This window comes from Leifsonia sp. NPDC058194 (assembly GCF_042883605.1).
Lineage (GTDB): Bacteria > Actinomycetota > Actinomycetes > Actinomycetales > Microbacteriaceae > Leifsonia.
Map to the genome: position 1 here is coordinate 76761 of NZ_JBHVVL010000006.1, position 21541 is coordinate 98301.

Here is a 21541-nt window from a genome sequence, read left to right on the forward strand (position 1 = left end):
GCGGTCTCAGCAGCCTATTGGCGGGGCCTGACAAACACCGTTCGGCGGATACCCCTAGTTCGGGAGGGGGGTTCATCGCCGCAGCGAGCGGCCCAGCGGAACGAGGTTCGGCTGAGCTGGCTGTCCGCCATATACCTCATCGCGGTGTCGGCCGCTCCGACGTACACTCTGCCTATCGAACATGTGTTCGAAACTGTCCTGAATGTGAGGTAGAGACGTGCTCGAGGTGCTCGGCCCGATCGACGCGTTCGCGCCGCCCGGCGGAGTCCTCACTCCGGTCGCAGCCGCCGTCTCGGCGGGCTTCCCCAGCCCGGCCCAAGACCACTACCGCGGGCCGATCGACCTGAACGAGAACCTCATCCTCGATCGCACGTCGACCTTCATCCTGAACGTCGCCGGCGACTCGATGATCGGCGCCGGGATCTTCGACGGCGACCAGATCCTGGTCGACCGCAGCATCGAGCCCGACATCGGCGACGTCGTCGTCGCGATCGTCGACGGCGAGCTCACGCTGAAGACGCTCGCGCGCTCCAGCGGCGGTTGGATCCTCCGCGCCGAGAACCCGGCGTTCCGGTCCATTCCCCTGGAAGGCGAAACCGAGATGGTGATCTGGGGCGTCGTCACCTTCAACATCCACCGCCACCGATGATCGGTCTCGTCGATTGCAACAATTTTTATGCGAGTTGCGAGCGGGTCTTTGACCCGACACTCGCGTCGCGAGCCGTCGTGGTGCTGAGCAACAACGACGGATGTGTGGTTGCGCTCTCCGCCGAGGCGAAGGCGCTCGGCATCAAGATGGGGACCCCCTGGTTCAAGATCAAGGGTGCCGCCGATCACTGGAATTTAACCGCGAAATCAAGCAACTACGAGCTGTACGGCGACCTGAGCGCCCGCATGCACGAGCTCGTCGGACGCTACGGGGCCTGGGTCGAGGAGTACTCGATCGACGAGTGCTTCCTCCATGTCAACGAGGAGCGCACCGACCTCGCTGCGCTCGGCCGCGACATCCGCCGTGCGGTCCGTCGCAACGTGGGGCTGCCCGTCTCGGTCGGCTTCGGCCCGAGCAAGGTCCTCGCCAAGCTCGCCAACCACGGGGCGAAGCGCAACAAGCAGCTCGACGGCGTCTGCGCCTGGACTGACTACTCGACCGAGCAGCAGGAGCGCATCCTCGCCTCCTACCCGACCAGCGAGACCTGGGGCATCGCCGGTCGCCTCGAGCGTCGGCTCGCCGAGCGCGACATCCACACGATGCTCGACCTGAAGAACGCCGACCCCGCCATGATCAAGAAGGCGTTCGGCGTCGTCGTCCAGCGCATCGTCTACGAGCTCAACGGCATCTCGTGCATCGAGATCGAGCCTGAGCGCAAGGTCAAGCAGCAGATCATGAGCTCGCGGATGTTCGGGCATCCGGTCACCGACCCCGCGACCGTCGAGCATGTGCTCTCCGTCTACGCCCAGCGCGCCACGGCGCGGATGCGCCGCGACAAGTCTGTGGCCGGCCTCGTCTCGGCGTTCGCTGCGTCGTCGCCGTACGCCGACAACTACGTCTCGGCATGGGGGCAGGCGGCGTTCGCGATGCCGACCGATGATCCGGTGGCGATCGCCAAGGCAGCCGCCGAGAGCCTGCGCGAGAAGCTGCGGCCCGGCGTGAAGTACGTCCGGGCGGGCGTCATGCTCAACAACCTCTCCCCCGCCAGCTCGCACTCCTTCTTGCCGATGTTCCAGCCGAGCTACGACCACCGTGGCGTCGGCGACCTGCTCGACAAGGTCCACCGTCGCCACGGGGAAACAGTCATCGGACTCGGCATGGCCGGGATGCGGCTCGGCGCCGGCTTCGAGATGCGCCGCGAGATGCTCTCGCCGCGCGCCACGACGCACTGGGCGGAGATGGCGACCGTGCTCGCTCGCTGACGAGTCGCCAGGCGGGCTATGAGTCGCGCTTCCAGAGGTGGACGTAGTCGGTGTAGTAGCGCCACCCTGTGCGAACTTCGCGAGACTCGATCAGCTCCCACGACTTGGCGAGGACGTTGTTGTAGCCAGGTACGCGCCCGACGTTGCGAGGTTCGACGTCGTTGATGACGAGCAGGGTGGAGGGTGCGTCGTCCGACTGCAGCCACTGGTTCGGCACGTTCATGTATGGCCAGACCAAGAGCGGAATCCGGCCGTCGCGCGGTGCGGTCTCGTAGGAGTCGATCTCGACTGGAGTCCACGTCGGCATCCAGGGCTCCGGGTCGGTGGCGATCACGTCCCCGCCGACGTCCAACAGGAGCTTGGCGTTGTAGCCGGAACCTGCGCCGAGCTCGCGAAGCGGACCGAGCGAGGCGATCCATTCAAGGGAGGCTCGGTCGATCGCCTCCTCACCGAAGTTGTGCATGAGCCGCCACTTCGCAGCCACTTGCTTGCGCGCATCGAGGTCGAGGTCCGCCGCGCGCATACGGTCGGACCATACCGCGTAGGCGGGTTCGTCTCCGACCCAGGCCTGGTCGCGGTCGGAGGGATCGGGCAATCCGGAGAGATCGATCATCGTGCCGACACATCGGGCCAGCTCGCGAGCGGCGGGACCTCGATCGGCTGGTCGTCGCCGTCCACGAAGTCGATCGTCGGCTCAGCGAACCCGGCAGCGTGGATGATGGCGATCGAGACCAGCTCGGCCCGGAGACGGTCGAGGCCGGCGACCTCGTCGGCGAGGACGATGCTGGTCGATCCGCCGAGCGACGCAGCGATCGACAGGAGCCGCTTCTCGCCGCCGGACATCACCCCGATGAGGTCGGGGATCTCGTCGAAGGCGATCCACGGCCGCTGGTGCTGCTCGTCGTATCGCACCCAGGGGCGCCCCTCCTGGGCGAAGCCCGATCGGATCAGCAGCTCGGTCGCGGCGGCGAGAGTCGTGGACCCGCGAGCCCATTCTCGAAGGGCGCTCGCGTGCTGCTCGTCGCTGGTCATGGGTCCATCCTCGCAGGACTGCACGACGCCGCGGCTCCTGTTATCTTCTGGACTGTCACGATCGCCACTCACAGAGGAGTTTCGATGCCCGAGTTCAAAGGTGTCTACGGTTACGCGCTCACAGTGGACGACGAGGGCGTCACGATCCAGGCGACAGGTCGAGTATCACAGGGCGCGCTGGGCACGTCGGAGCGACGAATCCTCTTCGAGGAGATCACCGACCGCTCATTCAGGCCCGCCAACCTCGCGACGAACGGGCACATCGAGATCGTCACCAAGAACGGCAAGTCGATCTTCCGCTTCATGACCGGGAAGACTGCGCGCGCGGCCGCCGATGCCTTCGCCCTGATCGTGGACCGGACGCCGCACGCAGGAGACAAGACAGCCGGTCGCGGCCTCACGAACAAGGAGGGCGTCGAGGGCGCGACGATCAAGGGCGCACTCGCTGAGTTCCGCGCGCTCCAGGCGGCGATGGACGACCAGCGGATCGCGGCGCTCTTCCCGGGGCTGTCGTTCGATGGTGAGAGCGTCACGTACCAGGGCGTCACGCAGCCGATCGCAGGCTCGAACGCCGTGGTCGACACGGCGGGCGAGCTTGATCGGCGCCCGACCCTCTCCCGAGTCGCTATGGGCGGCGTGCTGTTCGGTGCGCTTGGAGCACTCGGCGGTGGGCTGATGCAGAAGAAGGTCGACAGCCGGCAGGTGTTCCTCCTGATCGACGGTCCGCTCGCGGCATGGGCCGTTCCCGCGAAGCCCGATCAGTACAGCGACGCCACTCGCTTCGCGGCGCTGTTCAACACGGCAGCGAAGACCGCTGCCGCAGCCGTTGCAGGGGCGCTCGAAGCGCCTGCACCCGCGGCTGCCGCGCCATCTCCTGGGATCGCTGAGCAGCTCAGCTCCCTTGCCCAGCTCCATCAGCAGGGAGTGCTGAGCGACCAAGAGTTCGCCGACGCGAAAGCAGCCGTGCTCGCTGGTCGCTGAGCGCGCGCGAGGTCTCCAGATACGCTCTAACACGTGTCCGACGTACTTACCCTGGATGGCGCAGCCGTCGACCGCTACGCAGACGTACTGGCAGTTGTCGCAGCGGCCCTCGTTGACGACGACCTCGACCTGGCGCGCCTGCGCGTCTCGCCGATCGCGGGCGAGCGCTGGCTCGGCAAGGTCAGCCTCGCGGGGGCGCAGCAGCCGGACGGCGTGCACAAGCGCGTTCCGATCAAGGAGCGCGACCGAGCGCAGACTCTCATCCGAGATGGCTTCCGCTGCGGAGCCTGCGGCGGCCGCGCTGTCCCGCGCGGCGTGCTCGTCGCTCTCAGCGACGTGCTCCCCGAGGAACTGCCGTACCAGCAGCACTACAAGCGCGGCGAGATCCACCCGGTCTACTGGGCCGTCGCCGCCGAGGCGGACCACGTGGTGCCGAGCAGCAGCGGCGGCAGCAGCGAGCTCTCGAACCTGCGCACGATCCATGCCTTCTGCAACACGCAGCGCGGGAACGCGCTGCTCGAGGCGCACCAGATGAGCACCCTGGCGACCAGCGCTGATCCTCGATGGGATGGCCTCATCGGCGCGTACCCCAAGATTGTCGCCGTCGCTGCGGCGCGCGGCTTCGCCTACTCCAGCGCGCAGTACCATCACGCGCGGATGCGCGCCTTCGGCATCAGCGGCTGAGCATGTCGCTCAGAAGGCAGGGAGGATGAGCGCCTGCGCCGCGATGACCCGCTCGCCGTCGAACGTGACAGCGGGCGACCCGTACAGCTGGTAGCCCTCCGCGATGGCGTCGCTGACTCGCTCGCAGAAGGTGGAGTCATCTGGGCCGGTCAGGAGGCGGTACGGGAGGCGTGCTGCGCTGTCGTCGCTCATGCCGCCATGCTGGCACAACGCCTCGCGCAGCGCCGAGCATGTCGGCCACCCCGGCTACGATCGATCCCTGAAGAGCCGATCCCCCCGTTCGTCTCTTCACTCCCCAGTCGCCCCGGCGAGCTTCGTGCTCGTCGGGGCTTCGTTTTTCCGACTCAGTTCCGCCAGCACACCACCGCGACCGTGGATACTTGGCGGAACGAACGTCACCTGCGGGGAGGAACGATGAGCGTCGACCTGGATCGTCGGACAGCGGCCGCTGAGCCGCCCGCGCCGGCTACTCGCGGCTCGCGCCGGTGGCCCACTATCTTCGTCGGACTTGTGGCCGGCGTCATCCTGGGCGTCCTCGGGACGATCGCCGTGGGCGCTCTCACTGGGTCGGTCGCGCCGAACCTGTCCGGCGCCGCAACGGAGATCCCGGTCTTCGCTCAGCCTCAGCAGCGCGCCGATGTGCTCCCGACGGACATCCCCGGCTTCGATCACGCATTCATCGCCGCCGGCTCCTCGCGGTTGGTCGGCCAGGCAGATGGGGTCACGTACTACCTGTCGCGATCGACCAGCGGCGACGTCTGCCTGCTCCTCCTTCCGGCCGACACGTCGAAGATCTGGGCGCAGAGCTGCACGAGCAAGCTGCCGTTCGGTGTCGCCTCGGCCGACGCGGGGAGCGCTCGAGTGGTGAGCTCGGACACGCAGACTCCGCCGGGCGCGATACGCCTTGGGCTCAACGTCCTCGTCGACCCGACGTCGACATCGCTGGACCACTGATCGCAGCGAGCCGCCTCATTGCGCGACTAAGGCTGGCGAGACCACGCCGTTCGGGCTCAGCTGCATCTGAGCGCTCCACTGACCGCAGTGGTCCCGCGTCACCGGCGTCTCTGCCTGAACCGAGGAGACCACGGTCGAGCCTCCGCGGATCCCCTCGACCGTGAACGCGAGGGTGTGGCGATCGTTCAGCGGTGTGTGGAAGCTCGACTCGGTGACCACGACCTCGTTGTCGCCAGTAGAGCAGACTCCGTCGAGGCAGACCCGCACCTCGGTGTCCGGGTGGGCGGCGACCCAATTGGCCACGTAAACGGAGATCCTGGGCGGCGTGACGTCTGCGGCGCAGTCGCCACCGGTCGGCGTGCATCCGCTCAGAGAGATGCCGAGAAGCACGGCGGCGACGACCGCTGCGCGCGACTTCCCCCGTCGTCCGTACACAGGGCGATCGTATCGCCCTGGTCGCCGCGGACACCGCTGTCGCGGTCAGACCTCGGCGCTCACCCGCCCTCGAGCCGCCGGTTCGTCGGTGAAGAGCACCAGAGGGTCAAGGTCGAGCACTCGCGCGAGTGCGCCGATGTCGTTGACGGTGAAGGGTCGCTCGCCGCGCATGCGGATGTAGAAGTAGTTCGAGCTCAGCCGGGCGGCTTCGTAGACGCTCTTGTCCGTGCGGCCCGAGCGGTCGATCGCCTCGCGGAGCCGCTCCACGATCCGAAGGCCGTATTCATCTGCCGGTGCGCCGGCCTTTCTCGTCATGCCCTCCAGCCTACGGATGCCGTGGCGGGCGCGACCGTAGCGGGCCGCTGCGGGTAGTGGTCGCCGGCGGACGGAGCCGCTGTGCTGATCCCCAAGGCTGCGCCGCGATACCTCGTGCAGCGCTTCGCTCCCAACACGAGGCATCGCTCGATGAGGCCAAGGGATGCCGAACAGCCACAGAGCGAACCAGGCGATGAGCTCGTCCTCCGGGCTCGGCGGAACCCGTGCAACGAACTTCGGCGGACCCTTTGGATCGCGCGCCGCTCGTGCGTATAAGGCAACGGGGGTGCGATCCGCACTCGTGACCCCAGCCGTCGAAATCGGCGCGCATAGAGCAGGTATGAGGGCGATCCAGAAGGGGTCGCCCGCTACCGGCCCTAAGGAGCCAGAGATGCCCAACCCCGTCCTGCCGAAGGTACAGACCATGACCGCCACAGCACCCGACCATCGCCACCCCTTGGAGGCAGATATGCCGCACACCCCGCCCGCGTTCATCCCGCCCGTCGACGCATCCGACGACGAGCTCGAGTGGAAGTGGGGCTACTGCGTCGCCGGCGACATGGTCGGCTGGGACCTGCAGTGGGGCGAGTTCGCCGCGGCGGCGGAAGAGCGCCGCAAGAACCGCCGATGATGCAGCGAGGGCGCCGCCTGGCCATGAAACGGTCAGGCGGCGTCCCCTGCGCGCCCACGGAGGGGCGCGCTGAGCTGCTACCGACCGCCGATTAGGCCTCAGTGACCGGCAGTGGGACAGATGCTGTCCAGTTCCTGGCCAGCGCGGGGCCACAGCGCGCGTTCCGCGCCCGGATGCCTCGGCTTCGGCCTTGGCGGCGCAGTTGTGACCGGTTCCCGGTCACCGACTGGCCACAGATCGGTCACGATGGGGCGACGAGTGACCGCGCCGTGACCGTGGAGTGGGCACGAAACCCGGTGCCTGTCGCACCGGATGATGCTCCCAGCACGGGCAATGGTGGGCGGGAGCGGGGAGCGTATGAGGCGATCTTGGACCCCTATGCGAGCCCGGTCCCGAGTCGCCCCAGCACGGTGCTGCGTCGGGTCGCGACGTTCGTACCTCACTGCTCCGTCCTCCTCCGCCCCAGCTGGGCGCCGCGGTCCCGGGATCGCTGTGCACCATGGGGATAAGTTCAGGGGTCCATTGGGCACCCACTCGCTGATCGGACGGGCCGCTCCCCGCCCCCTTCGATGAGACGTCGTCGACGACGGAGATCCTCGAGCACGGATGCCGAGGGATGGTGCTGTGCTGGTACCGCAGGGCTGGCGGCGGCCGGCGGCCGCAACGAGCTCAGGACAGCAGCCGGCAGGAGCCGATGAGGCCAAAGCCGTCCCCCGGGGGCTTCGCCCCGGCGGCATGAACGCGAACCCAGGGCCTGGGGCAAAAGGCGCTTAAAGGGCGGCACCGGAGGGCCGATGACGAGGGGGCGCTGACTTGCACCCAAAAACGGAACTGGCGCCTTCGGCGCTGACGCAGTTCCATATTTGGTCACAAGCCAGCTGCCAGTGATGGAAGGCTCGCTAAAGCTGACGGCGCCCACCGGGGCGGAGCTGGGACGAGCTCTGATGCGAGGTCTGCAGCGTGCCGTGCAGCTGGTTCTGGAATGCGGCGCAGGAGGCCACGAGGCACAGCGCGCGCCGTGAGTCGAAGCAGGTCTGGCGACCGTATCCGGCAACCAGTTCTGTGACGGTCCTGGCCACTCCACAGTCGTGGCCGATGGGGTGAAAGAAGAACCTCACGAGCGCCGTTGCACGGCTGTCGCGAGACCGGTGGCGGCTCCTTCGTCACCACCCCCGAGGTGGCCAAAGCTGCAACCAAGGAGGTCTTCGCTGCGCTGTGACCTGCGCTGCTTCAGGGTGAAGGCCGCCGCGTGCCCGCGTCGGCGTCGGGGGTAGATACGGGTCTGGTTCCGCAGGCTCCACCACCCCCGTCGTCGCTTCGCTCCAGGTCTGGTACCACGGCGTCACTTCGCTCCTAACCCTGGTACCAGCCCTCCCCCGACTTTCCAACGAAAACGGATGCCACTGGTACCAGCCCGCCCTTTGGGTCCTACGGATTCCGGTCTGGTACCAGATGATGTGGAACCATCCGTTTTCGCTGATGAAGCAGCAAAAAGCGACCTCGATCACTCGCTGAAGCTCCTGATGCGAGGGAGAAAGAGAAAGGGCATAAGGGGAGGTGACGCCGAGCCGCGTTTCCAATCCGCTTCGCTGCATGGAAACTTGCTCGTCGGTCGGCACAGCCGACACCTCTTCGGGCACCCCTTTCGACTCTCGCTGCGCTCGGTCGACGGGGTTCCCTCACCCTCGTCGCTGCGCTCCTTGGGCCCTTACTGCGTCGCTTCGCTCCTTGCCCTCCGACGCCACATCGGTGGCGTCTGCGGGTGCCTTCCGTCGATGCCTCTCCGCCGCTTCGCTCCCCCGTGGACACCGTCGGCTGACCACGCCCTGCCGGTCGCGGAGCCAGGGTGCGGCGATGCCGCAGACGTGGCCAAGGGAAGTGCCGACGGCTGGCAGCCACCCCACCGCTGCGCGTCGTCTGGTGGTGGCTGCGAGCCATGGCGACAGGAGGTCGGCGATGCCGACCCGGGGGTCGGTTCGATGTCCCTCACGGGTCCGTGAGCAGGGGCCATCTGACGACCCTGCAGACCATCTGACCGAGGAGGCGAGACGCCGTGTCCAAGAGCAAGAACAGAGGCTTCCGCGAGCTGCGGAAGCCGCAGCAGGAGCTGCCCGAGGTCCCCGACCTCGGACGGCTCTCGATGCCCAGGAAGGGCAACCGAGCCGCAGCGAAGTACGTGGCGACGATCGGCCCTCTCTGGGACCGTCGACGAGCTGAGCGCAAGGCGCGCAAGAACGCGCTGATCCGCGAGGACGCCCTCCGCGCGAACCCCCGCCGGCGTCACCTCGACAAGGCCGTGCGCGAGCGGATGCTGCGCACGATGGCCGGCTGGTCGTTCGACCACAAGGCCAAGGCATTCGTCGCCAAGAACTCGGCGCCCGAGCGGCTCGACGAGCTCATCGACGCCGTGGTCGAGATCCGGGCCGAGACGGTCACCCTTCGAGTGTCGGGGCTGTCCCTCCAGGAGGCCGCGCGAGTGCGGGGCTACCTCGCCACGGGATCGTTGCTGGTCAACGTGAACGCCCACCTGCGCGGGCCGCGGTTCGCCTGATCCACCCGCCGAGTCCCCAGCACCATTTCACAAATCATTTCCGCGAAATGCGCGCCGCGCATTCGTCGCGACCGAGAGACCGGAATCGAGGCACCAATGACCGAACAAGACGCCACGACGATCACCGTCGAGCTCACCGAAGAGCAGCGTAAGAGCGTGCTGTACGCCCTCGAGGACAAGCTGCTTGAGACCGAGCGGTACATGGGTTCCAAGGTTCCCGACGAGCCTGCGCCTGAACACGCCTGCTGCGATTTCCACCTCCGGCGCTACGAACGCGACCGGGACATCTACCAGGCCATGAAGGCACGGAAGAAGGCCACGAAGCAGGCCATCAAGCTCTTCACGAGAACGGGGACTGACCATGCCGATCAGTGAGCACAAGAACCCCGAGTCCGACGTCTCCGCCTACACCGACCGGGAGCTTGCCGACCGGCTCGCCCAGCCGCTGCTGATCGGGGCTGTCGGCGGACGCGCCGAGCTCGTGATCCTGATCACCGCAGTCAACGTCCTCGCTGCCGTATGGGTCGCCGTGGCCGTGGTCGGCGCGGAGTTGAAGTCCGGATGGTTCTGGATCCCCGCGGTCACAGCGGCCGACGTGCTGACCCTCTGGGTCGGAGCGGGCATCGTATTCGCCGTCCGGAACGTCCGGGCTGCCCTACTGCTGCGCCCGATCCAAGAGCAGCTCATCGAACAGCGCCGGGCGCGGCGAGCAGCCGCAGAACCAGGAGACCCAGCAGCATGACGACCAACGAGAAGACCCTCACCGGTACCCCCAACGACTGGTGGGACCAGGCTGAGCGAATCACCGAGGCCGAGGCCGCCGAGCGCGTGCTCGGCACCTGGTACATCACCAGCGAGACCCGGCCCAGCGGCGCAAGCTCGTACCGAGTCTCCACCCCCACCCTTGCCTCGAACGAACCGCGGAAGGCGGCTCTTCGCGACGCGATCGCGTACGGGAAGAAGCGTGAGAGCGACATGTCCGCCAAGGTGCGCGTGCTCATGCGAGTGCCCATCGAGCGGCCCGCATGGATGGATGTCGACTTCCTCATCGCCGACATCGAGATCGGAAGCACCGAGCGGAGCCTGTGGCGCAAGACGAACGCCGGGAACTGGCAGCTCGTCCTCGACGGCCGCGTCCGCGTCGGCGAGAAGACGATGCTCCAGCTCAACCCCGCCATCGCGAACATCACGGAAGAATCGACTGCATGACCCAGCCGGCCAAGCCCCGCAAGACGCCCTGTGCGTCGTGCCCTTACCGCAAGGGTGTGCTCTCGGGGATCTGGCACCCGGAGGAGTACGAGAAGCTCCCCCGCTACGACGGCGACATCGCCGAGCAGTCCGCTACCGCGATCTTCAGCTGCCACCTGCAGGACGGATGCGTGTGCTCAGGGTGGCTCGGCCACCGCGACCCGATGGACCTCCTGGCCGTGCGGCTTGGCCTCTCACGTGGCGACCTCGACGAGGACTCGCGGGACTACACGACCCGCGTGCCGCTGTTCGAAAGCGGTGCCGCCGCGGCCCATCACGGCCTGAGGGACGTGGTCGACCCCGGCACTGCGGCGCAGGCCGCCATCGACAAGCTCATCCGCCAGGCCAAGCACCGAGGGGACTGACCTCTCACACGATCACCCACACGAAGGCGCGCAGCGGAACATCGCTGCGCGCCTTCGTCGTACCCAGAGGAGCCACCATGAGCCGCGACGACCGCGACAAGCGCGGCGGCCACGCACGCCGCCACACCGGCACCTACTCCTGTGGGTGCTGCGAGATCCTGCGTCCCAAGGAGCGCTCGGAGAACCGAGCCACGCGCAACCGTGCCCTCGACCAGCGCGAGCGTCGCGCCGAAGAGGCATGACCCACCACACCATCGGAAAGGACGGGCGCATGAGCATCCGTGTGATCCACATCCCTGTCGACTCGTCCACCACCGTTCGTCTCGTCGAGACGACCCAGGACGAGATCGCCGATCGACTCCACGACCTCGTCGAAGGCTCGTTCGAATGCGTCGAGCTGAACGACGACGTGCACGTCTGGCTCAACGAGGAAGGGAAGCTCCGCGGGATGCCGTGGAACCCACGAGCACAGCGACTCTGGGACCAGCGGTACGGCTCGTTCACCGACGTGCTCGTCGGGCCCGCAGTGCTGACCGGCGGTGTCGACCGTCACGGGGACACCCTCGGCCTCAGCCCGGAGCAGATCGCCACCGTCGAGCGCGAAATCGGCCCGCTCTCTCAGAAGTGAGAACCACCCTCCACAACTCCACAGCGTCATCGTCCAAAGGAGACCCACGATGTCGGCACCCGCCATCACCACCCCGCAGTTCCTGCCCCTGACCGTGGCTGCCACGCCTGAGCGCCCTTCGGTCACCATCCGCACCATGCATGACGAGCGAAACGGCGTCTACGTCAACCACAGCGTCGCCGTGGAGCACCCCGTCGTGGCCGTCACCCCGACTCTGCTCAGCAAGATGCGCCTCGGCGCGCTTCGCAGGGATGCGCTACGAACGGCTCTCGGCGAGCAGAACACCGAGCTGGCCAAGCGCCCGCCCATCAAGAGCTACTTCAAGGGCAGCGCCGGCCGGGCCGTCGCCGAGAAGGCACGCCGCGAACCCACCGCCGAACACATCGAGACCGCCGTGCTCATCTACCGGCTGGCGCGTCTCGTCGGCGACTTCCCGGTGCACGCCATCGCGCGATGCTTCGGGCTCGAACACGCTGACGCGAAGCGCTGGGTCGCCCTCGCGAAGAAGAACGGAGCACTCTGATGGGTAGCCAGACACACCTCGCCCAGGTCACACCGATCACCTCGGACGCCGAAATGCGCGCGGCGGCGGTCCTCGCCGCGGCCGAAAAGCCCAGCGCCACGCCGAAGCCGTCCCAGTCCGTCGCCGTAGCGCAGAAGACCCGGGTGATCATCGAGTCGCCCTTCGCCGGGGCGTCCCGCACCGCGCTCGGCATGAACCAGCTGTACGGGCGCCAGGCTCTTCGCGACTCGCTGCTGCGCGGTGAGGCTCCGATGGCGAGTCACATGCTCTACGCCCAGACCTACGTCCTGGACGACACGAACTCGGACGAGCGCGAGCTGGGCATGCTGGCCGGCTTCAGCTGGCTGCCCTTCGTCGACCTGGTCGCCGTCTACATCGACCGCGGCATCAGCCCGGGGATGAAGGAGGGCATCCGGCGCGCGACCGAGCTGGGGGTCCCGGTGGAGGAACGATCGCTCCCGGCGTGGGCACGCGGATGACGCTGGACCAGCCGCAGATCCCGCCTACGGTCGGGGAGATCATCACGGCGCTTTCCAAACTGGACCCCGCGCTCCCCTTGGTCGTCTCCACGCACTACGACAACGACCAGGCGCTCGACTCCGATGTCGACCTGAGCGTCGAGCTCGTGCGCCCGGTGGGCGACCAAAGCTTCTGGGATCGCGAGGACCCGATGTACCGGAGCCAGGGCTCCGTCGTCGCGGCGGTGCTGTCAGGAGGTTCCCGCTGATGGTCACCAGGACCGCACCCAAGAAGTACGCGGACGACCGGCGCACCCAGGTGACTCCGGAGTGGCTCGACTGGGACGAAGACCGTCGTGCTGAAGCCGCGGACGAGGGCTGGGAGCTCGCGGCCGCCGCGGGCTTCGACCCTGCCATCTACTTCCCGGAGCAGGTCGACAAGGCGATCCCCGAGGAGGGCGCCTGGATCCTGATCCTGGAGGAGCCGCACACGCCGGTGCGGGAGAAGTTCCGTCTCCCGCTGCTCAGCATGTGGCGAGCACGCCCGCATCAGTTGAACGACGGCGCCGTGAACATCACCAAGCGACTGAAGGTCTACCCCAAGCAAGCCGTCATCGCGACGCCGGCCGGCGACCTGCACCTGTGGCCGCACGAGTACCAGATCGCCACGAACCCGATGGGGCTCGCCTCCGATCCGGACGCGGAACTGCATGCCCTCGGCGGCCAGCCGGTGCTTGACGAGGAGGAGCTGTTCTACCTGCAGAGCCGCGGCATCCCTCGCCAGCAAGCGACCATGATGCTCTTCGACCGGATCGAGTCCCTCGATTTCGTCTACGTGACGTTCCCCGAGGAGATCACGAGCCTGCTCGAAGGCGTCGGCCGCCCGCTTCACCGCCACATCGCCCTGAACCCGCGCCCTGAGCAGGGACGGTCGAAGTGACCCACGACGAGAGAATGGCGCACGTGAACGACGAGCCCTACGCACAGCCGAGCAAGGTCACTGACCTGCAGATCGCATTCCCCGCCGACCTCGGGGCCCTCTTGCCGCCGATGGATGCCATCCCCGAGGAGTTCCGAACGGGTAGCGCCCCGTGGGACGCCTTCGCCCGCGGGTGGTTCTACGAAGGCTTCCCGAAAGCCGGTGTCCTTCGGAAGGACGGCGTTGATGCCGAGATGGCGTACCGCCACCTGTCCGTCCTGATCGGCTCCTACGAGCCGAAACACGAGCACAAGATGGCCGCGGTCGCGTGGCTCGCCTCCCGGTGGTTCGCCGGCGTCGCTGACGAGACTGGAGGGTCGATCGAATGAGCGCCGAGTTGGATCTCGTGCAGGAAGGTCAGACCTGGCGCCGCAAGAGGGACGGCACGATCACACGCATCCTCTTCGTGGACCGCGTCGGCCGATACCAGAGGCAAGTCACGCATCAGGCCGAACGTCGTACCCATCACACGATCCACTCGTTCCTCGACAAGTTCGAGCTCATGGATTCGGTGGAGGGCGCCCCGGTCGTCGAACAGATCGAGACCGAGAACCGGGAGGCCACGATGAGCGAGGACATCGGAGACACTCTCGGCTGGCTGAACGACACGGTGGAACGCAAGCTGACGGCCGACTCCGAGGAGTGGGACAAGCCCACGGCCACCTGGCATTTCAGCCGCAACGCTGAGTGCACGCACGGCGGCAAGCTCCGCCGTGTCCACCTGGGAGACCTGGGCCAGGCTGACGCCAACGGCAGGATGGCCACCGTCAAGCTGTACGGCAAGGAGTGCCCGAGCTGTAGGGGGTTGCTGTATGGCTAAGGCACGCGAAGCCCTCGCGGGCATCACCGGTCCCCTGGCTGAGCACCTCCGTGAGGAGGTCGAAGCACTCGAGCACGAGAGCGAGAGCATTCAGGCTGTCGTCACCGAGCGTGAGCTGTTCCTACAGGCCGGATTCATCTGGGCCATGGAGCGGCGAGACATCCTCCCTGCGGGGCTGACCGAGCAGCAAGCTCGGTGGTTCCGCTCGGGCATGAACGACGGGCGGAGATACCTCCGCACGTACAGGAAGATCGTCGACCGCGCCCACGAGCTGATGAAACGGTCGGGCTTGATGGACTTCCTGCTCCGACGCTGATGGTGGCCGTCGTCTGGCTCGCCTCTCGATGAGGTGACCGTCGTGTGACCGCTCTGTGGCCACACGACGGTCCCTCTCAGTCCCGAGAGGCCGCCCAGCGCCCTCTTTCCGGCCCCCTTCTGGCCTCTTCCCACCCACTTCGCGATTTCCTCGCGAATCTGGTCACGCATCGATTAAGTTGCAGGCAACGAACCGAAAGAAGTGCATCCATGGACCCTGACCTCGAACTGAACCTCGACCCGACCGCCAAGAGCGACTTCGTCGAGCTTCTGCGCGAGCGCGGCTTCGCATCCATCAACGAGTTCATCATCGACGTGCTCAAGCTGGATCGCGCCCAGAAGCGTCGTGCCAAGCACGAAGACATCGTCCGGCGCATGTGGCCGGATGGGGCACCGAACCGGCCCGAGGAGTCGTGACCTCCATGGGCGCGGCACCGAAAGCAGCCGTCGTCTTCGACGTGAACGTCTTGATCGACGCTGCCAATCCTCAGAGTCGGCATCACGAGTCGGCGGTTCGCGCGCTCTGCGACGACAACGGCATGCCGATCTACTTCTCCGAGTTGATGCTCAAGACGACGGCCAACAAGCTGCTCGAGCTCGGCGCCGACCCCTCGGTCGTCCGCGAGTACATGGAGCTCATCATGAGCAACGACGACTACGGTCCCGAGAAGCACACCTTGGGACATATCCCTTTGACCGACTACGGCCTGGTCGACAAGTACGGGAAGTCGGATTACGAAGACTCCACGATCATCTCCCTGATGGATGCGGCCGAGAATGACGCTCAGCTCCCGGCCGTTCTCGTCAGCAGTGACAGCGAGTTGCGCGAGTGGTGCAACGCGAATCACCGTGTGGCCGTTCGCCCGGACCAGCTCCCTCGTCTTTCGACGCACATGGCAGACGACATTCAGCAGGCCACCTACCAGTACCTGTCCCGCCGCATGTTCCGCGACGGTGCCCCGCGCGTTCGACGCGAGGACACGAAACCTCATGCAAAACAGATCGTCACGAGCATCCGCGACGAGCTGAAGAAGAATCGTCCCGCCGGAGACGCTCGTACCGAAGCACTCCACCGACGCTTCCCTGAGCTCCGGCACGACGAAGGCGTCCCGAGCAGCGACGAGCCCCAATACGGCTCCTAGACCGAAACGAACAGCCCAGAAGAGGCGGTCACTGCACAAGCGGTGGCCGCCTCTTCGCGTCCGCGCGACACCGAAATTGAACACGAAGGAAGCCATGACCACCCAGACGATCACCGCCTACCTGGCCGACGGCCGCCACGTCGAGGTCCCGGAGTCGGTCGCCCGTGACTGGGCGCACGAGACGCAGGACCTCACCACCACCGACTGCCTTGCCGACTGGTACCTCCAGGACGGCGAGAACGACGACGAGATCACGGGCGTCGCAGAGGACGACCCCCGCTGCGATCACGACCGTTCGTCGGGCGACGTGATCGTGACGAACGCCTCGCAGGCGAACGGCTACGACAAGACCAGGCCGATCGCATCGACCCGTGTGTGCCCTACCAGGACCTGCATTCTCGACGCCCTCGCCTGGGTCGAGCGGACGACCGGCGAGCACGGGGTCTGGATCGGTGACGATCGCCGACAGCACGTGAACCCACCGGCGCCCACGCTGGTCGCTGGCTCGAAGACGACCGGGCTCTCCGTCGAATCCGAAGAGTTCTCCGCCGCCTGGTCGGCTGCCACAGAAGCCGAGATCGACCTGATCACCGACTACGCCGAGCTCGTGCTCGGACCTGTCGACACCCTGACCTGACGAGAGGAGGCCCGCGATGGGCAACAAGAAGACCCACACCTATCGCGTGGCCAACCCCGAATTCAACCGCGCGATGCACGGCCTCGGCAGCTCCAGCGCGACGCAGCCGCACACGCCGCGGCCGCGGAAGGGCACCCGTACCGAACGGGAGCGCCAGGCGATCCGCGACCAGCGGCGGGAGGCCGGCGAGTGACCGGGCTCACTCCCGAGGAGACGCTGCGCCACATCTACTACAAGGCATCCGTCAACGAGCTCGCCCCCGAGCTGGCGAACGCGATGGTGACGCTGCTCGAGCACGACCCGTCGCTCGACTACGCCGCGCTGCGTGCCGCCGCGATGAAGCGGACGATGCCCGAGATCGTGTTCCACACCTCGGCCCTCCGCAACCGAGCCAGCATCGCCGCCCGCGGACTGCTCGCTTCTGACCCTGCCGAGGGCCACTACGGCTTCACCATCCCGCTGGGCCAGCCGATCGGCGTCTACGCGTCGGCCGAACCCGACGAGCGCGGCGTCTGGGCGATCAACGAGCCCATCTGGGGCATCTGGTCCATCACCGGCGCGGCATCCCTACCCCACCGCCAGGACCCCCTGAACCCCGAGCACTTCGTCATCGAGTGCGACGTGCCCCGCGAGATGGTCCGCTTCTGCGGCACCGCATCGCTCGACCCGCGCCATCACGGGCTCGACCTACCCACCACCACACGTCCTGTGCCCTGAGCACCGACCACACCGAAGGAGCGCTCATGCGTCGCACTCAGTCCACCGTCCGCGTCGCGGACATCCCGGCGATCATCGCCGATCCCGAGCGCGGGATCATCAGCCTGGTCGGTGACCACGGCGGCCTCTCGCTCATCACCGGCGACGTCTCGGACTCCGGCCTCGTCTTCGGCACGATGGCCTTCGAGACCGAGCACGGCACGGTCTACCTCGATCCCGAGGCGGAGACCCAGATCAGCGAGGAGGAGCCGTACGACGACCAGCACGAGTGGTTCATCACCTGGAGCATCGACGGGAACGGGAGCACCCCTGAGCAGGCAGCCGCCCGAGTCTGGCGCGAGGTCTTCGGTCGGACGGAAGCGAACCCCGACGACGCCTGCGAGTTCGACGTCATGGACGAGGAGACGAACAAGACCGTGACCGTGGACCTCAGCAAGGTCGACTTCGACGCGATCGACTGATCGGAGACCACCGTGCTGAAGTACCGCTGTGCCGTCTGCCGCCACTGGTGCAACCCCGTCGACGACGGCGGCTGGATCTGTGACAAGCGCGGCGGCTGCGGGGCCGAATGGCCCGAAGAAGACGAGCTTGCCCTCACAGAACCGCAACCGGCCGAAGGAGGCTGACGCATGTCCACCAAGATCTACAGCGGCCTCAGGCTCGCCGATCCCGAGACTTCGATCTACGACGCGGTGAAGACCGTCTCCCGGGCCATCCGCGCGAGCTTCGCTGTGGTCCGCCTTCCGCTCGTCGCGGAGCAGATCGTGAGGATCGTCGACGAGGGCGAGCGCGGACCGGAGAACCGCCTGGTCTTCGACGACGCCGAGGCCCAGTGGCTGCGTGAGCAGAACGAAATCGGGACCCACCACGCCCTGAACGACCCGCTGCGTTTCTCCATCTGCTTCGGCGAGGCGTCTGACGGCAGAGTCCTCGCCGTTCCGTTCCACATGAACGCCGAGTATGACAAGGCCCTCGCGGCGACCGGGCTGTTCGAGGAGTACGGCTACTGGAACAACAGCGACCGGCCGGAGAATCTCTCGAACGACCAGTGGCGCAAGCGTCGCGAGGACTGGGACTCCGTGCTCGATCCCGACGACACCTTCGGTCACCTGCCGCACTGGGAGCTTGTAAGCCTGCGCGAGACCTTCTCCTTCGAGATCCTCTTCGACGAGACCAAGACGGTCGACGCGTACATCGAGCCGCGACAGCGCCTTCGTCGGCTGCTCGCCAACGCACTGATGAACAGCCGCGACCAAACCGCGGGATGGAGCGTCTTCCGAGCCGCAACCGCGGATGCGCGAACCGCACGCACGTACGTCGACGCGCTCCCCGATGATTCGCCGCTTCTGCCTGCGCCCATCGGGTCGTTCCGGGTCAAGTACGGCGACCTGCCCGAGCCCATCGCCCTCTCCGAGGACGTCATCGCGGCTGCCCGTCAACTCAGCGACTCGCCCGAGGAGGAATCGTGAACCAGAACCAGCCGCTCGCCGCACGCATGCGGCCGACCACGCTCAGCGAGGTCGTCGGACAATCGCACCTGATCTTCCCCGGCTCCCCGCTCGAGCTGTTGCTCAAGAGCAGCGGCGCCGTGTCGGTGATCCTCTACGGCCCTCCGGGATGCGGGAAGACCACGATCGCCAGCGTGATCGCGGCGCAGACCAGCAAGCAGTTCGAAGTGCTCTCGGCCACTTCCGCCGGCGTCGCCGACGTCCGCAAGACGCTGGCTGCGGCCCAGAAGGCGCTGGACGCCGACGGCACGCAGACCCTGGTGTTCATCGACGAGATCCACCGCTTCTCCAAGGCGCAACAGGACGTGCTCCTGCCCGCCGTCGAGACCGGGATCATCTCCCTGATCGGCGCAACCACGGAGAACCCGAGCTTCTCGGTCAACGCCGCGCTCGTCTCCCGGTCGATCATGCTCGTGCTGCGGCCCGTGGAGCGCCACGACATCGTGGCTCTACTGGAACGGGCGCTCGAACATGACCCCGTGCTCAGCGCGGCCGGCGTCACTGCCGAGGACGAAGCGCTCGACGCCATCGCGGACCTCGCCAGCGGCGACGTGCGCCAGGCGCTGAACCGTCTGGAGACATCGATCGCGACCGCGCGGGCGGCGGGACAGCCGATCCTCGACAGGGCGATCCTGGAACAGGTCACCGGCGCCGCGCTCCAGCGCTACGACCGAGACGGCGACCAGCACTACGACATCATCTCGGCCTTCATCAAGTCGATGCGAGGCTCAGACCCCCAGGCCACTCTGCACTGGCTCGCGCGGATGATCGAGGCGGGCGAGGACCCGCGCTTCATCGCTCGACGCATCGTCGTGCACGCCAGCGAAGACGTCGGCATGGCCGACCCGTCCGTGCTGCCCGTCGCGGTCGCCGCGGCACAGGCAGTCCAGCTCATCGGCATGCCCGAAGCGCGCATCAACCTGGCCCAGGCGGCCCTGGCCGTCGCCACCGCCCCCAAATCGCCCGCCGTCATGGGCATCGACACGGCCCTCGCCGACGTGCGTGCGGGTCGGACCGGATCGGTGCCGATGCACCTTCGTGACGCGCACTACGCCGGCGCGAAGGCGCTGGGCCACGGGCAGGGCTACCTGTTCCCGCACGACTTCCCGCACGGAATCGTCGCGCAGCAGTACCTCCCCGATGAAGCCCTTGGGGCCACGTATTACGAACCCACCCCGAACGGCTTCGAGCAAGTCGTCGGGAAGCGCCTGAGCATCATCCAGGACCTGAAGACCGAGAGGGAATGACCATGGCGAGATTCGCGAGCGCTGCCCATTTCGACGAAGTCCACGAGCTGCTGAAGATGGCGTTCCCCTCGCACCGGAGCGCGATTTTCACGCGCGCTGGGCGCCACGAACCCCCGCTACTCAACGCGCTAGTGGCGTCCGGCTCGAACGAGATGCTCGACGTGCAGACGGAGCTTGGAGGCTTCTCCGACGCTCAGCGGCAGGCCGTGCATGACGCCCAGGCCTCGGCGAAGCTGGCCGCGGCCGACGACGCTCGGCGTGGCGTCTACTGGCACCACCTGACAGTGCGCCTGACCTCGGAGCGAGAGGCTGTCCTTCCTCCTGTCGAAGAGACCGTCGAGCCGAGCCTCGGGACCTACGCCATCGTGCTCGTGGACCCAGGCGACCGGGCGACGGTCCACACCTTCGACCGGCCGGAGCTCTGGGCATGGTTGCAGCGCGACGAGGTCTTCGCCGCGGGCGCCAGTCGGATCTTCGTCACCGTCCCCGGCATCATGTCGGGCTCGGGACAGTACGCCGCGCCGATCACGATCGGCTCACCGACGAACGACAAGGCGATCGCCATCGCCAGCGGGACCGGAGACCAACCGCACCCCTGGGTGCGGAAGCATGCCGACATCGAAAACCTCGAGGAATACGACGCCACACTCGCTCGGTTACGACGAGAACTGGGCGAAGGGCTCGTTTTCGAGGGCTTCTGGTACTGACAGCGCGCGGAAAAGCCCGCGGGATACCGCAGACTAGATCGGGCATTACACATGGCGTGTTGCACTCACGCCAGCAAGGAAAGGACTCAGATGACGAACGACCCTGAAAACATCGAGGGCCTCTCCGGGCGGGATGAGGCCGATATCGTCAAGACCGAGCGCACCGTTGCCTTCTTCGCCGACCCCCGGGCGTCGACGCTGTTGCTCACCGACACCGTCTCGCGCCTCATCGAAGCGTTGGGTGTCGAGCGCGGACTCGTGGACCTCGCCTCTCTCCCGGGGCTCGCCGTCGCGGCGGCCTTCGAGAAGGAGAAGGTGCCGTACGACTCGCTGCAGTACGGCCAGGCCGACCGCTACATCGAGTGGATGTCCGAGCGCAACGAGCTGCACAACCCGTTCATCGCGTCCGACGCCGAGCGGTTCCGCTCCCTTGCCGAAGGTGTTGTGGAGATTCCGGTGGCCGAGCTCGGCGACGTCGACGCGAACGTCGTGCTCATCCCGGCGATGGCCAACAACGACGCGAAGCTCATCGACTTCAGCCCGGAGACGCTGCCTGGCGCGGTGATGACCCAGCTCGAGGAGAGCGGCAGGCCGCTCGTGATCATCGACACCCCCGAGCGTGGCCTGCGCCAGAGCTTCGAGGGCATCTACCAGCGCAACATCATCCACGTGAGCGAACCGACCGACGAGGACTGACCTCCCCGCTTCGAACAGGCCGCTGTTTCTTCTCGTTTACGAGCAGAAACAGCGGCC

Annotated in this window: 36 protein-coding genes; 31 read left to right on the forward strand and 5 right to left on the reverse strand. The window is 67.0% G+C overall.

Annotation, left to right across the window (positions count from 1 at the left end; translation table 11 throughout):
* Window positions 1-226: 226 nt before the first annotated feature.
* The gene (locus ACFVU2_RS19310) at window positions 227-649 is read left to right on the forward strand and encodes a LexA family protein (RefSeq protein WP_387878185.1); all 423 of its coding nucleotides are present in this window, start codon (window positions 227-229) and stop codon (window positions 647-649) included.
* Window positions 646-1911, forward strand: a complete 1266-nt coding sequence (locus ACFVU2_RS19315; protein WP_387877851.1) for a Y-family DNA polymerase — start codon at window positions 646-648, stop codon at window positions 1909-1911. The genes ACFVU2_RS19310 and ACFVU2_RS19315 overlap by 4 nt, the downstream gene beginning before the upstream one ends.
* Before the next feature lie 16 nt (window positions 1912-1927).
* Here the strand turns inward: ACFVU2_RS19315 and ACFVU2_RS19320 are convergent, their stop codons facing one another.
* Both ACFVU2_RS19320 and ACFVU2_RS19325 read right to left on the reverse strand, forming a co-directional pair.
* The gene (locus ACFVU2_RS19320; protein WP_387877853.1) at window positions 1928-2524 is read right to left on the reverse strand and encodes a hypothetical protein; all 597 of its coding nucleotides are present in this window, start codon (window positions 2522-2524) and stop codon (window positions 1928-1930) included.
* A complete protein-coding gene (locus ACFVU2_RS19325; protein ID WP_387877856.1) occupies window positions 2521-2943 on the reverse strand; it encodes an ABC transporter ATP-binding protein in 423 nt (140 codons plus the stop codon). The genes ACFVU2_RS19320 and ACFVU2_RS19325 overlap by 4 nt, the downstream gene beginning before the upstream one ends.
* An 84-nt stretch (window positions 2944-3027) precedes the next feature.
* Between ACFVU2_RS19325 and ACFVU2_RS19330 the strand changes: the two genes are divergently transcribed.
* On the forward strand, window positions 3028-3924 hold the full coding sequence (locus ACFVU2_RS19330) for a DUF4429 domain-containing protein (RefSeq protein WP_387877859.1): 897 nt from the start codon (window positions 3028-3030) through the stop codon (window positions 3922-3924).
* Window positions 3925-3957: 33 nt separating this feature from the next.
* On the forward strand, window positions 3958-4608 hold the full coding sequence (locus ACFVU2_RS19335) for an HNH endonuclease (RefSeq protein WP_387877865.1): 651 nt from the start codon (window positions 3958-3960) through the stop codon (window positions 4606-4608).
* 9 nt (window positions 4609-4617) lie between these two features.
* Here ACFVU2_RS19335 and ACFVU2_RS19340 read toward each other — a convergent pair whose 3' ends face one another.
* On the reverse strand, window positions 4618-4800 hold the full coding sequence (locus ACFVU2_RS19340) for a DUF1737 domain-containing protein (RefSeq protein WP_387877868.1): 183 nt from the start codon (window positions 4798-4800) through the stop codon (window positions 4618-4620).
* Between the two features lie 318 nt (window positions 4801-5118).
* Here ACFVU2_RS19340 and ACFVU2_RS19345 point away from each other — a divergent pair, with 318 nt between their 5' ends.
* Window positions 5119-5562, forward strand: a complete 444-nt coding sequence (locus ACFVU2_RS19345; RefSeq protein WP_387877871.1) for a hypothetical protein — start codon at window positions 5119-5121, stop codon at window positions 5560-5562.
* A 15-nt stretch (window positions 5563-5577) separates the two neighbouring features.
* Here ACFVU2_RS19345 and ACFVU2_RS19350 read toward each other — a convergent pair whose 3' ends face one another.
* Both ACFVU2_RS19350 and ACFVU2_RS19355 read right to left on the reverse strand, forming a co-directional pair.
* A complete protein-coding gene (locus ACFVU2_RS19350) occupies window positions 5578-5997 on the reverse strand; it encodes a hypothetical protein (RefSeq protein ID WP_387877874.1) in 420 nt (139 codons plus the stop codon).
* 45 nt (window positions 5998-6042) lie between these two features.
* Window positions 6043-6312 carry a hypothetical protein gene (locus tag ACFVU2_RS19355; protein WP_387877877.1) on the reverse strand — a complete coding sequence of 90 codons (270 nt, stop codon included), beginning with the start codon at window positions 6310-6312 and terminating at the stop codon, window positions 6043-6045.
* 391 nt (window positions 6313-6703) lie between these two features.
* On the opposite strand from ACFVU2_RS19355, the gene ACFVU2_RS19360 reads away from it, so the two are divergent.
* The 26 genes from ACFVU2_RS19360 (at window position 6704) to ACFVU2_RS19485 (ending at window position 21484) form a co-directional block, all read left to right on the forward strand.
* Window positions 6704-6943, forward strand: coding sequence for a hypothetical protein (locus ACFVU2_RS19360; protein WP_387877880.1), 240 nt, complete (start codon window positions 6704-6706; stop codon window positions 6941-6943).
* A 2053-nt stretch (window positions 6944-8996) separates the two neighbouring features.
* Window positions 8997-9494: a hypothetical protein gene (locus ACFVU2_RS19365; protein ID WP_387877882.1), complete on the forward strand. Its 498-nt coding sequence runs from the start codon at window positions 8997-8999 to the stop codon at window positions 9492-9494.
* A 96-nt stretch (window positions 9495-9590) separates the two neighbouring features.
* Window positions 9591-9869 (forward strand): hypothetical protein, encoded by a 279-nt coding sequence (locus ACFVU2_RS19370; protein ID WP_387877885.1) that lies wholly within the window; start codon window positions 9591-9593, stop codon window positions 9867-9869.
* The gene (locus ACFVU2_RS19375) at window positions 9856-10236 is read left to right on the forward strand and encodes a hypothetical protein (RefSeq protein WP_387877888.1); all 381 of its coding nucleotides are present in this window, start codon (window positions 9856-9858) and stop codon (window positions 10234-10236) included. Before ACFVU2_RS19370 ends, ACFVU2_RS19375 begins: the two co-directional genes overlap by 14 nt.
* A complete protein-coding gene (locus ACFVU2_RS19380; protein ID WP_387877891.1) occupies window positions 10233-10703 on the forward strand; it encodes a hypothetical protein in 471 nt (156 codons plus the stop codon). Before ACFVU2_RS19375 ends, ACFVU2_RS19380 begins: the two co-directional genes overlap by 4 nt.
* Entirely contained in the window at window positions 10700-11107 is a 408-nt protein-coding gene (locus tag ACFVU2_RS19385; RefSeq protein WP_387877894.1) for a DUF6283 family protein, read from the forward strand. The genes ACFVU2_RS19380 and ACFVU2_RS19385 overlap by 4 nt, the downstream gene beginning before the upstream one ends.
* Window positions 11108-11184: 77 nt before the next feature.
* The gene (locus ACFVU2_RS19390) at window positions 11185-11349 is read left to right on the forward strand and encodes a hypothetical protein (RefSeq protein WP_387877897.1); all 165 of its coding nucleotides are present in this window, start codon (window positions 11185-11187) and stop codon (window positions 11347-11349) included.
* A gap of 29 nt (window positions 11350-11378) precedes the next feature.
* Window positions 11379-11735 (forward strand): DUF3846 domain-containing protein, encoded by a 357-nt coding sequence (locus ACFVU2_RS19395; protein WP_387877900.1) that lies wholly within the window; start codon window positions 11379-11381, stop codon window positions 11733-11735.
* 49 nt (window positions 11736-11784) lie between these two features.
* Window positions 11785-12258 (forward strand): hypothetical protein, encoded by a 474-nt coding sequence (locus tag ACFVU2_RS19400; RefSeq protein ID WP_387877903.1) that lies wholly within the window; start codon window positions 11785-11787, stop codon window positions 12256-12258.
* Window positions 12258-12737, forward strand: coding sequence for a hypothetical protein (locus tag ACFVU2_RS19405; RefSeq protein WP_387877905.1), 480 nt, complete (start codon window positions 12258-12260; stop codon window positions 12735-12737). The genes ACFVU2_RS19400 and ACFVU2_RS19405 overlap by 1 nt, the downstream gene beginning before the upstream one ends.
* A complete protein-coding gene (locus ACFVU2_RS19410; protein ID WP_387877908.1) occupies window positions 12734-12985 on the forward strand; it encodes a hypothetical protein in 252 nt (83 codons plus the stop codon). The genes ACFVU2_RS19405 and ACFVU2_RS19410 overlap by 4 nt, the downstream gene beginning before the upstream one ends.
* Window positions 12985-13656, forward strand: coding sequence for a hypothetical protein (locus ACFVU2_RS19415; RefSeq protein ID WP_387877910.1), 672 nt, complete (start codon window positions 12985-12987; stop codon window positions 13654-13656). The genes ACFVU2_RS19410 and ACFVU2_RS19415 overlap by 1 nt, the downstream gene beginning before the upstream one ends.
* 23 nt (window positions 13657-13679) lie before the next feature.
* Window positions 13680-14024 carry a hypothetical protein gene (locus ACFVU2_RS19420; protein WP_387877912.1) on the forward strand — a complete coding sequence of 115 codons (345 nt, stop codon included), beginning with the start codon at window positions 13680-13682 and terminating at the stop codon, window positions 14022-14024.
* A complete protein-coding gene (locus ACFVU2_RS19425) occupies window positions 14021-14515 on the forward strand; it encodes a hypothetical protein (protein WP_387877915.1) in 495 nt (164 codons plus the stop codon). Before ACFVU2_RS19420 ends, ACFVU2_RS19425 begins: the two co-directional genes overlap by 4 nt.
* Entirely contained in the window at window positions 14508-14831 is a 324-nt protein-coding gene (locus ACFVU2_RS19430; protein WP_387877918.1) for a hypothetical protein, read from the forward strand. The genes ACFVU2_RS19425 and ACFVU2_RS19430 overlap by 8 nt, the downstream gene beginning before the upstream one ends.
* A gap of 209 nt (window positions 14832-15040) precedes the next feature.
* Window positions 15041-15247: a hypothetical protein gene (locus tag ACFVU2_RS19435; protein WP_387877921.1), complete on the forward strand. Its 207-nt coding sequence runs from the start codon at window positions 15041-15043 to the stop codon at window positions 15245-15247.
* Entirely contained in the window at window positions 15244-15972 is a 729-nt protein-coding gene (locus tag ACFVU2_RS19440; protein WP_387877924.1) for a hypothetical protein, read from the forward strand. The genes ACFVU2_RS19435 and ACFVU2_RS19440 overlap by 4 nt, the downstream gene beginning before the upstream one ends.
* 94 nt (window positions 15973-16066) lie before the next feature.
* Window positions 16067-16609, forward strand: a complete 543-nt coding sequence (locus ACFVU2_RS19445; RefSeq protein WP_387877926.1) for a hypothetical protein — start codon at window positions 16067-16069, stop codon at window positions 16607-16609.
* A gap of 16 nt (window positions 16610-16625) precedes the next feature.
* Window positions 16626-16802, forward strand: a complete 177-nt coding sequence (locus tag ACFVU2_RS19450; RefSeq protein ID WP_387877929.1) for a hypothetical protein — start codon at window positions 16626-16628, stop codon at window positions 16800-16802.
* The gene (locus ACFVU2_RS19455; protein ID WP_387877931.1) at window positions 16799-17326 is read left to right on the forward strand and encodes a hypothetical protein; all 528 of its coding nucleotides are present in this window, start codon (window positions 16799-16801) and stop codon (window positions 17324-17326) included. The genes ACFVU2_RS19450 and ACFVU2_RS19455 overlap by 4 nt, the downstream gene beginning before the upstream one ends.
* A 26-nt stretch (window positions 17327-17352) precedes the next feature.
* The gene (locus tag ACFVU2_RS19460; protein ID WP_387877934.1) at window positions 17353-17787 is read left to right on the forward strand and encodes a hypothetical protein; all 435 of its coding nucleotides are present in this window, start codon (window positions 17353-17355) and stop codon (window positions 17785-17787) included.
* Window positions 17788-17799: 12 nt separating this feature from the next.
* On the forward strand, window positions 17800-17952 hold the full coding sequence (locus ACFVU2_RS19465; RefSeq protein WP_387877937.1) for a hypothetical protein: 153 nt from the start codon (window positions 17800-17802) through the stop codon (window positions 17950-17952).
* A gap of 3 nt (window positions 17953-17955) precedes the next feature.
* Window positions 17956-18795: a hypothetical protein gene (locus tag ACFVU2_RS19470; RefSeq protein ID WP_387877939.1), complete on the forward strand. Its 840-nt coding sequence runs from the start codon at window positions 17956-17958 to the stop codon at window positions 18793-18795.
* Window positions 18792-20081 carry a replication-associated recombination protein A gene (locus ACFVU2_RS19475; RefSeq protein WP_387877942.1) on the forward strand — a complete coding sequence of 430 codons (1290 nt, stop codon included), beginning with the start codon at window positions 18792-18794 and terminating at the stop codon, window positions 20079-20081. The genes ACFVU2_RS19470 and ACFVU2_RS19475 overlap by 4 nt, the downstream gene beginning before the upstream one ends.
* 2 nt (window positions 20082-20083) lie before the next feature.
* A complete protein-coding gene (locus tag ACFVU2_RS19480; protein ID WP_387877944.1) occupies window positions 20084-20788 on the forward strand; it encodes a hypothetical protein in 705 nt (234 codons plus the stop codon).
* A gap of 90 nt (window positions 20789-20878) precedes the next feature.
* Window positions 20879-21484: a hypothetical protein gene (locus ACFVU2_RS19485; protein ID WP_387877946.1), complete on the forward strand. Its 606-nt coding sequence runs from the start codon at window positions 20879-20881 to the stop codon at window positions 21482-21484.
* Window positions 21485-21541 lie beyond the last annotated feature (57 nt).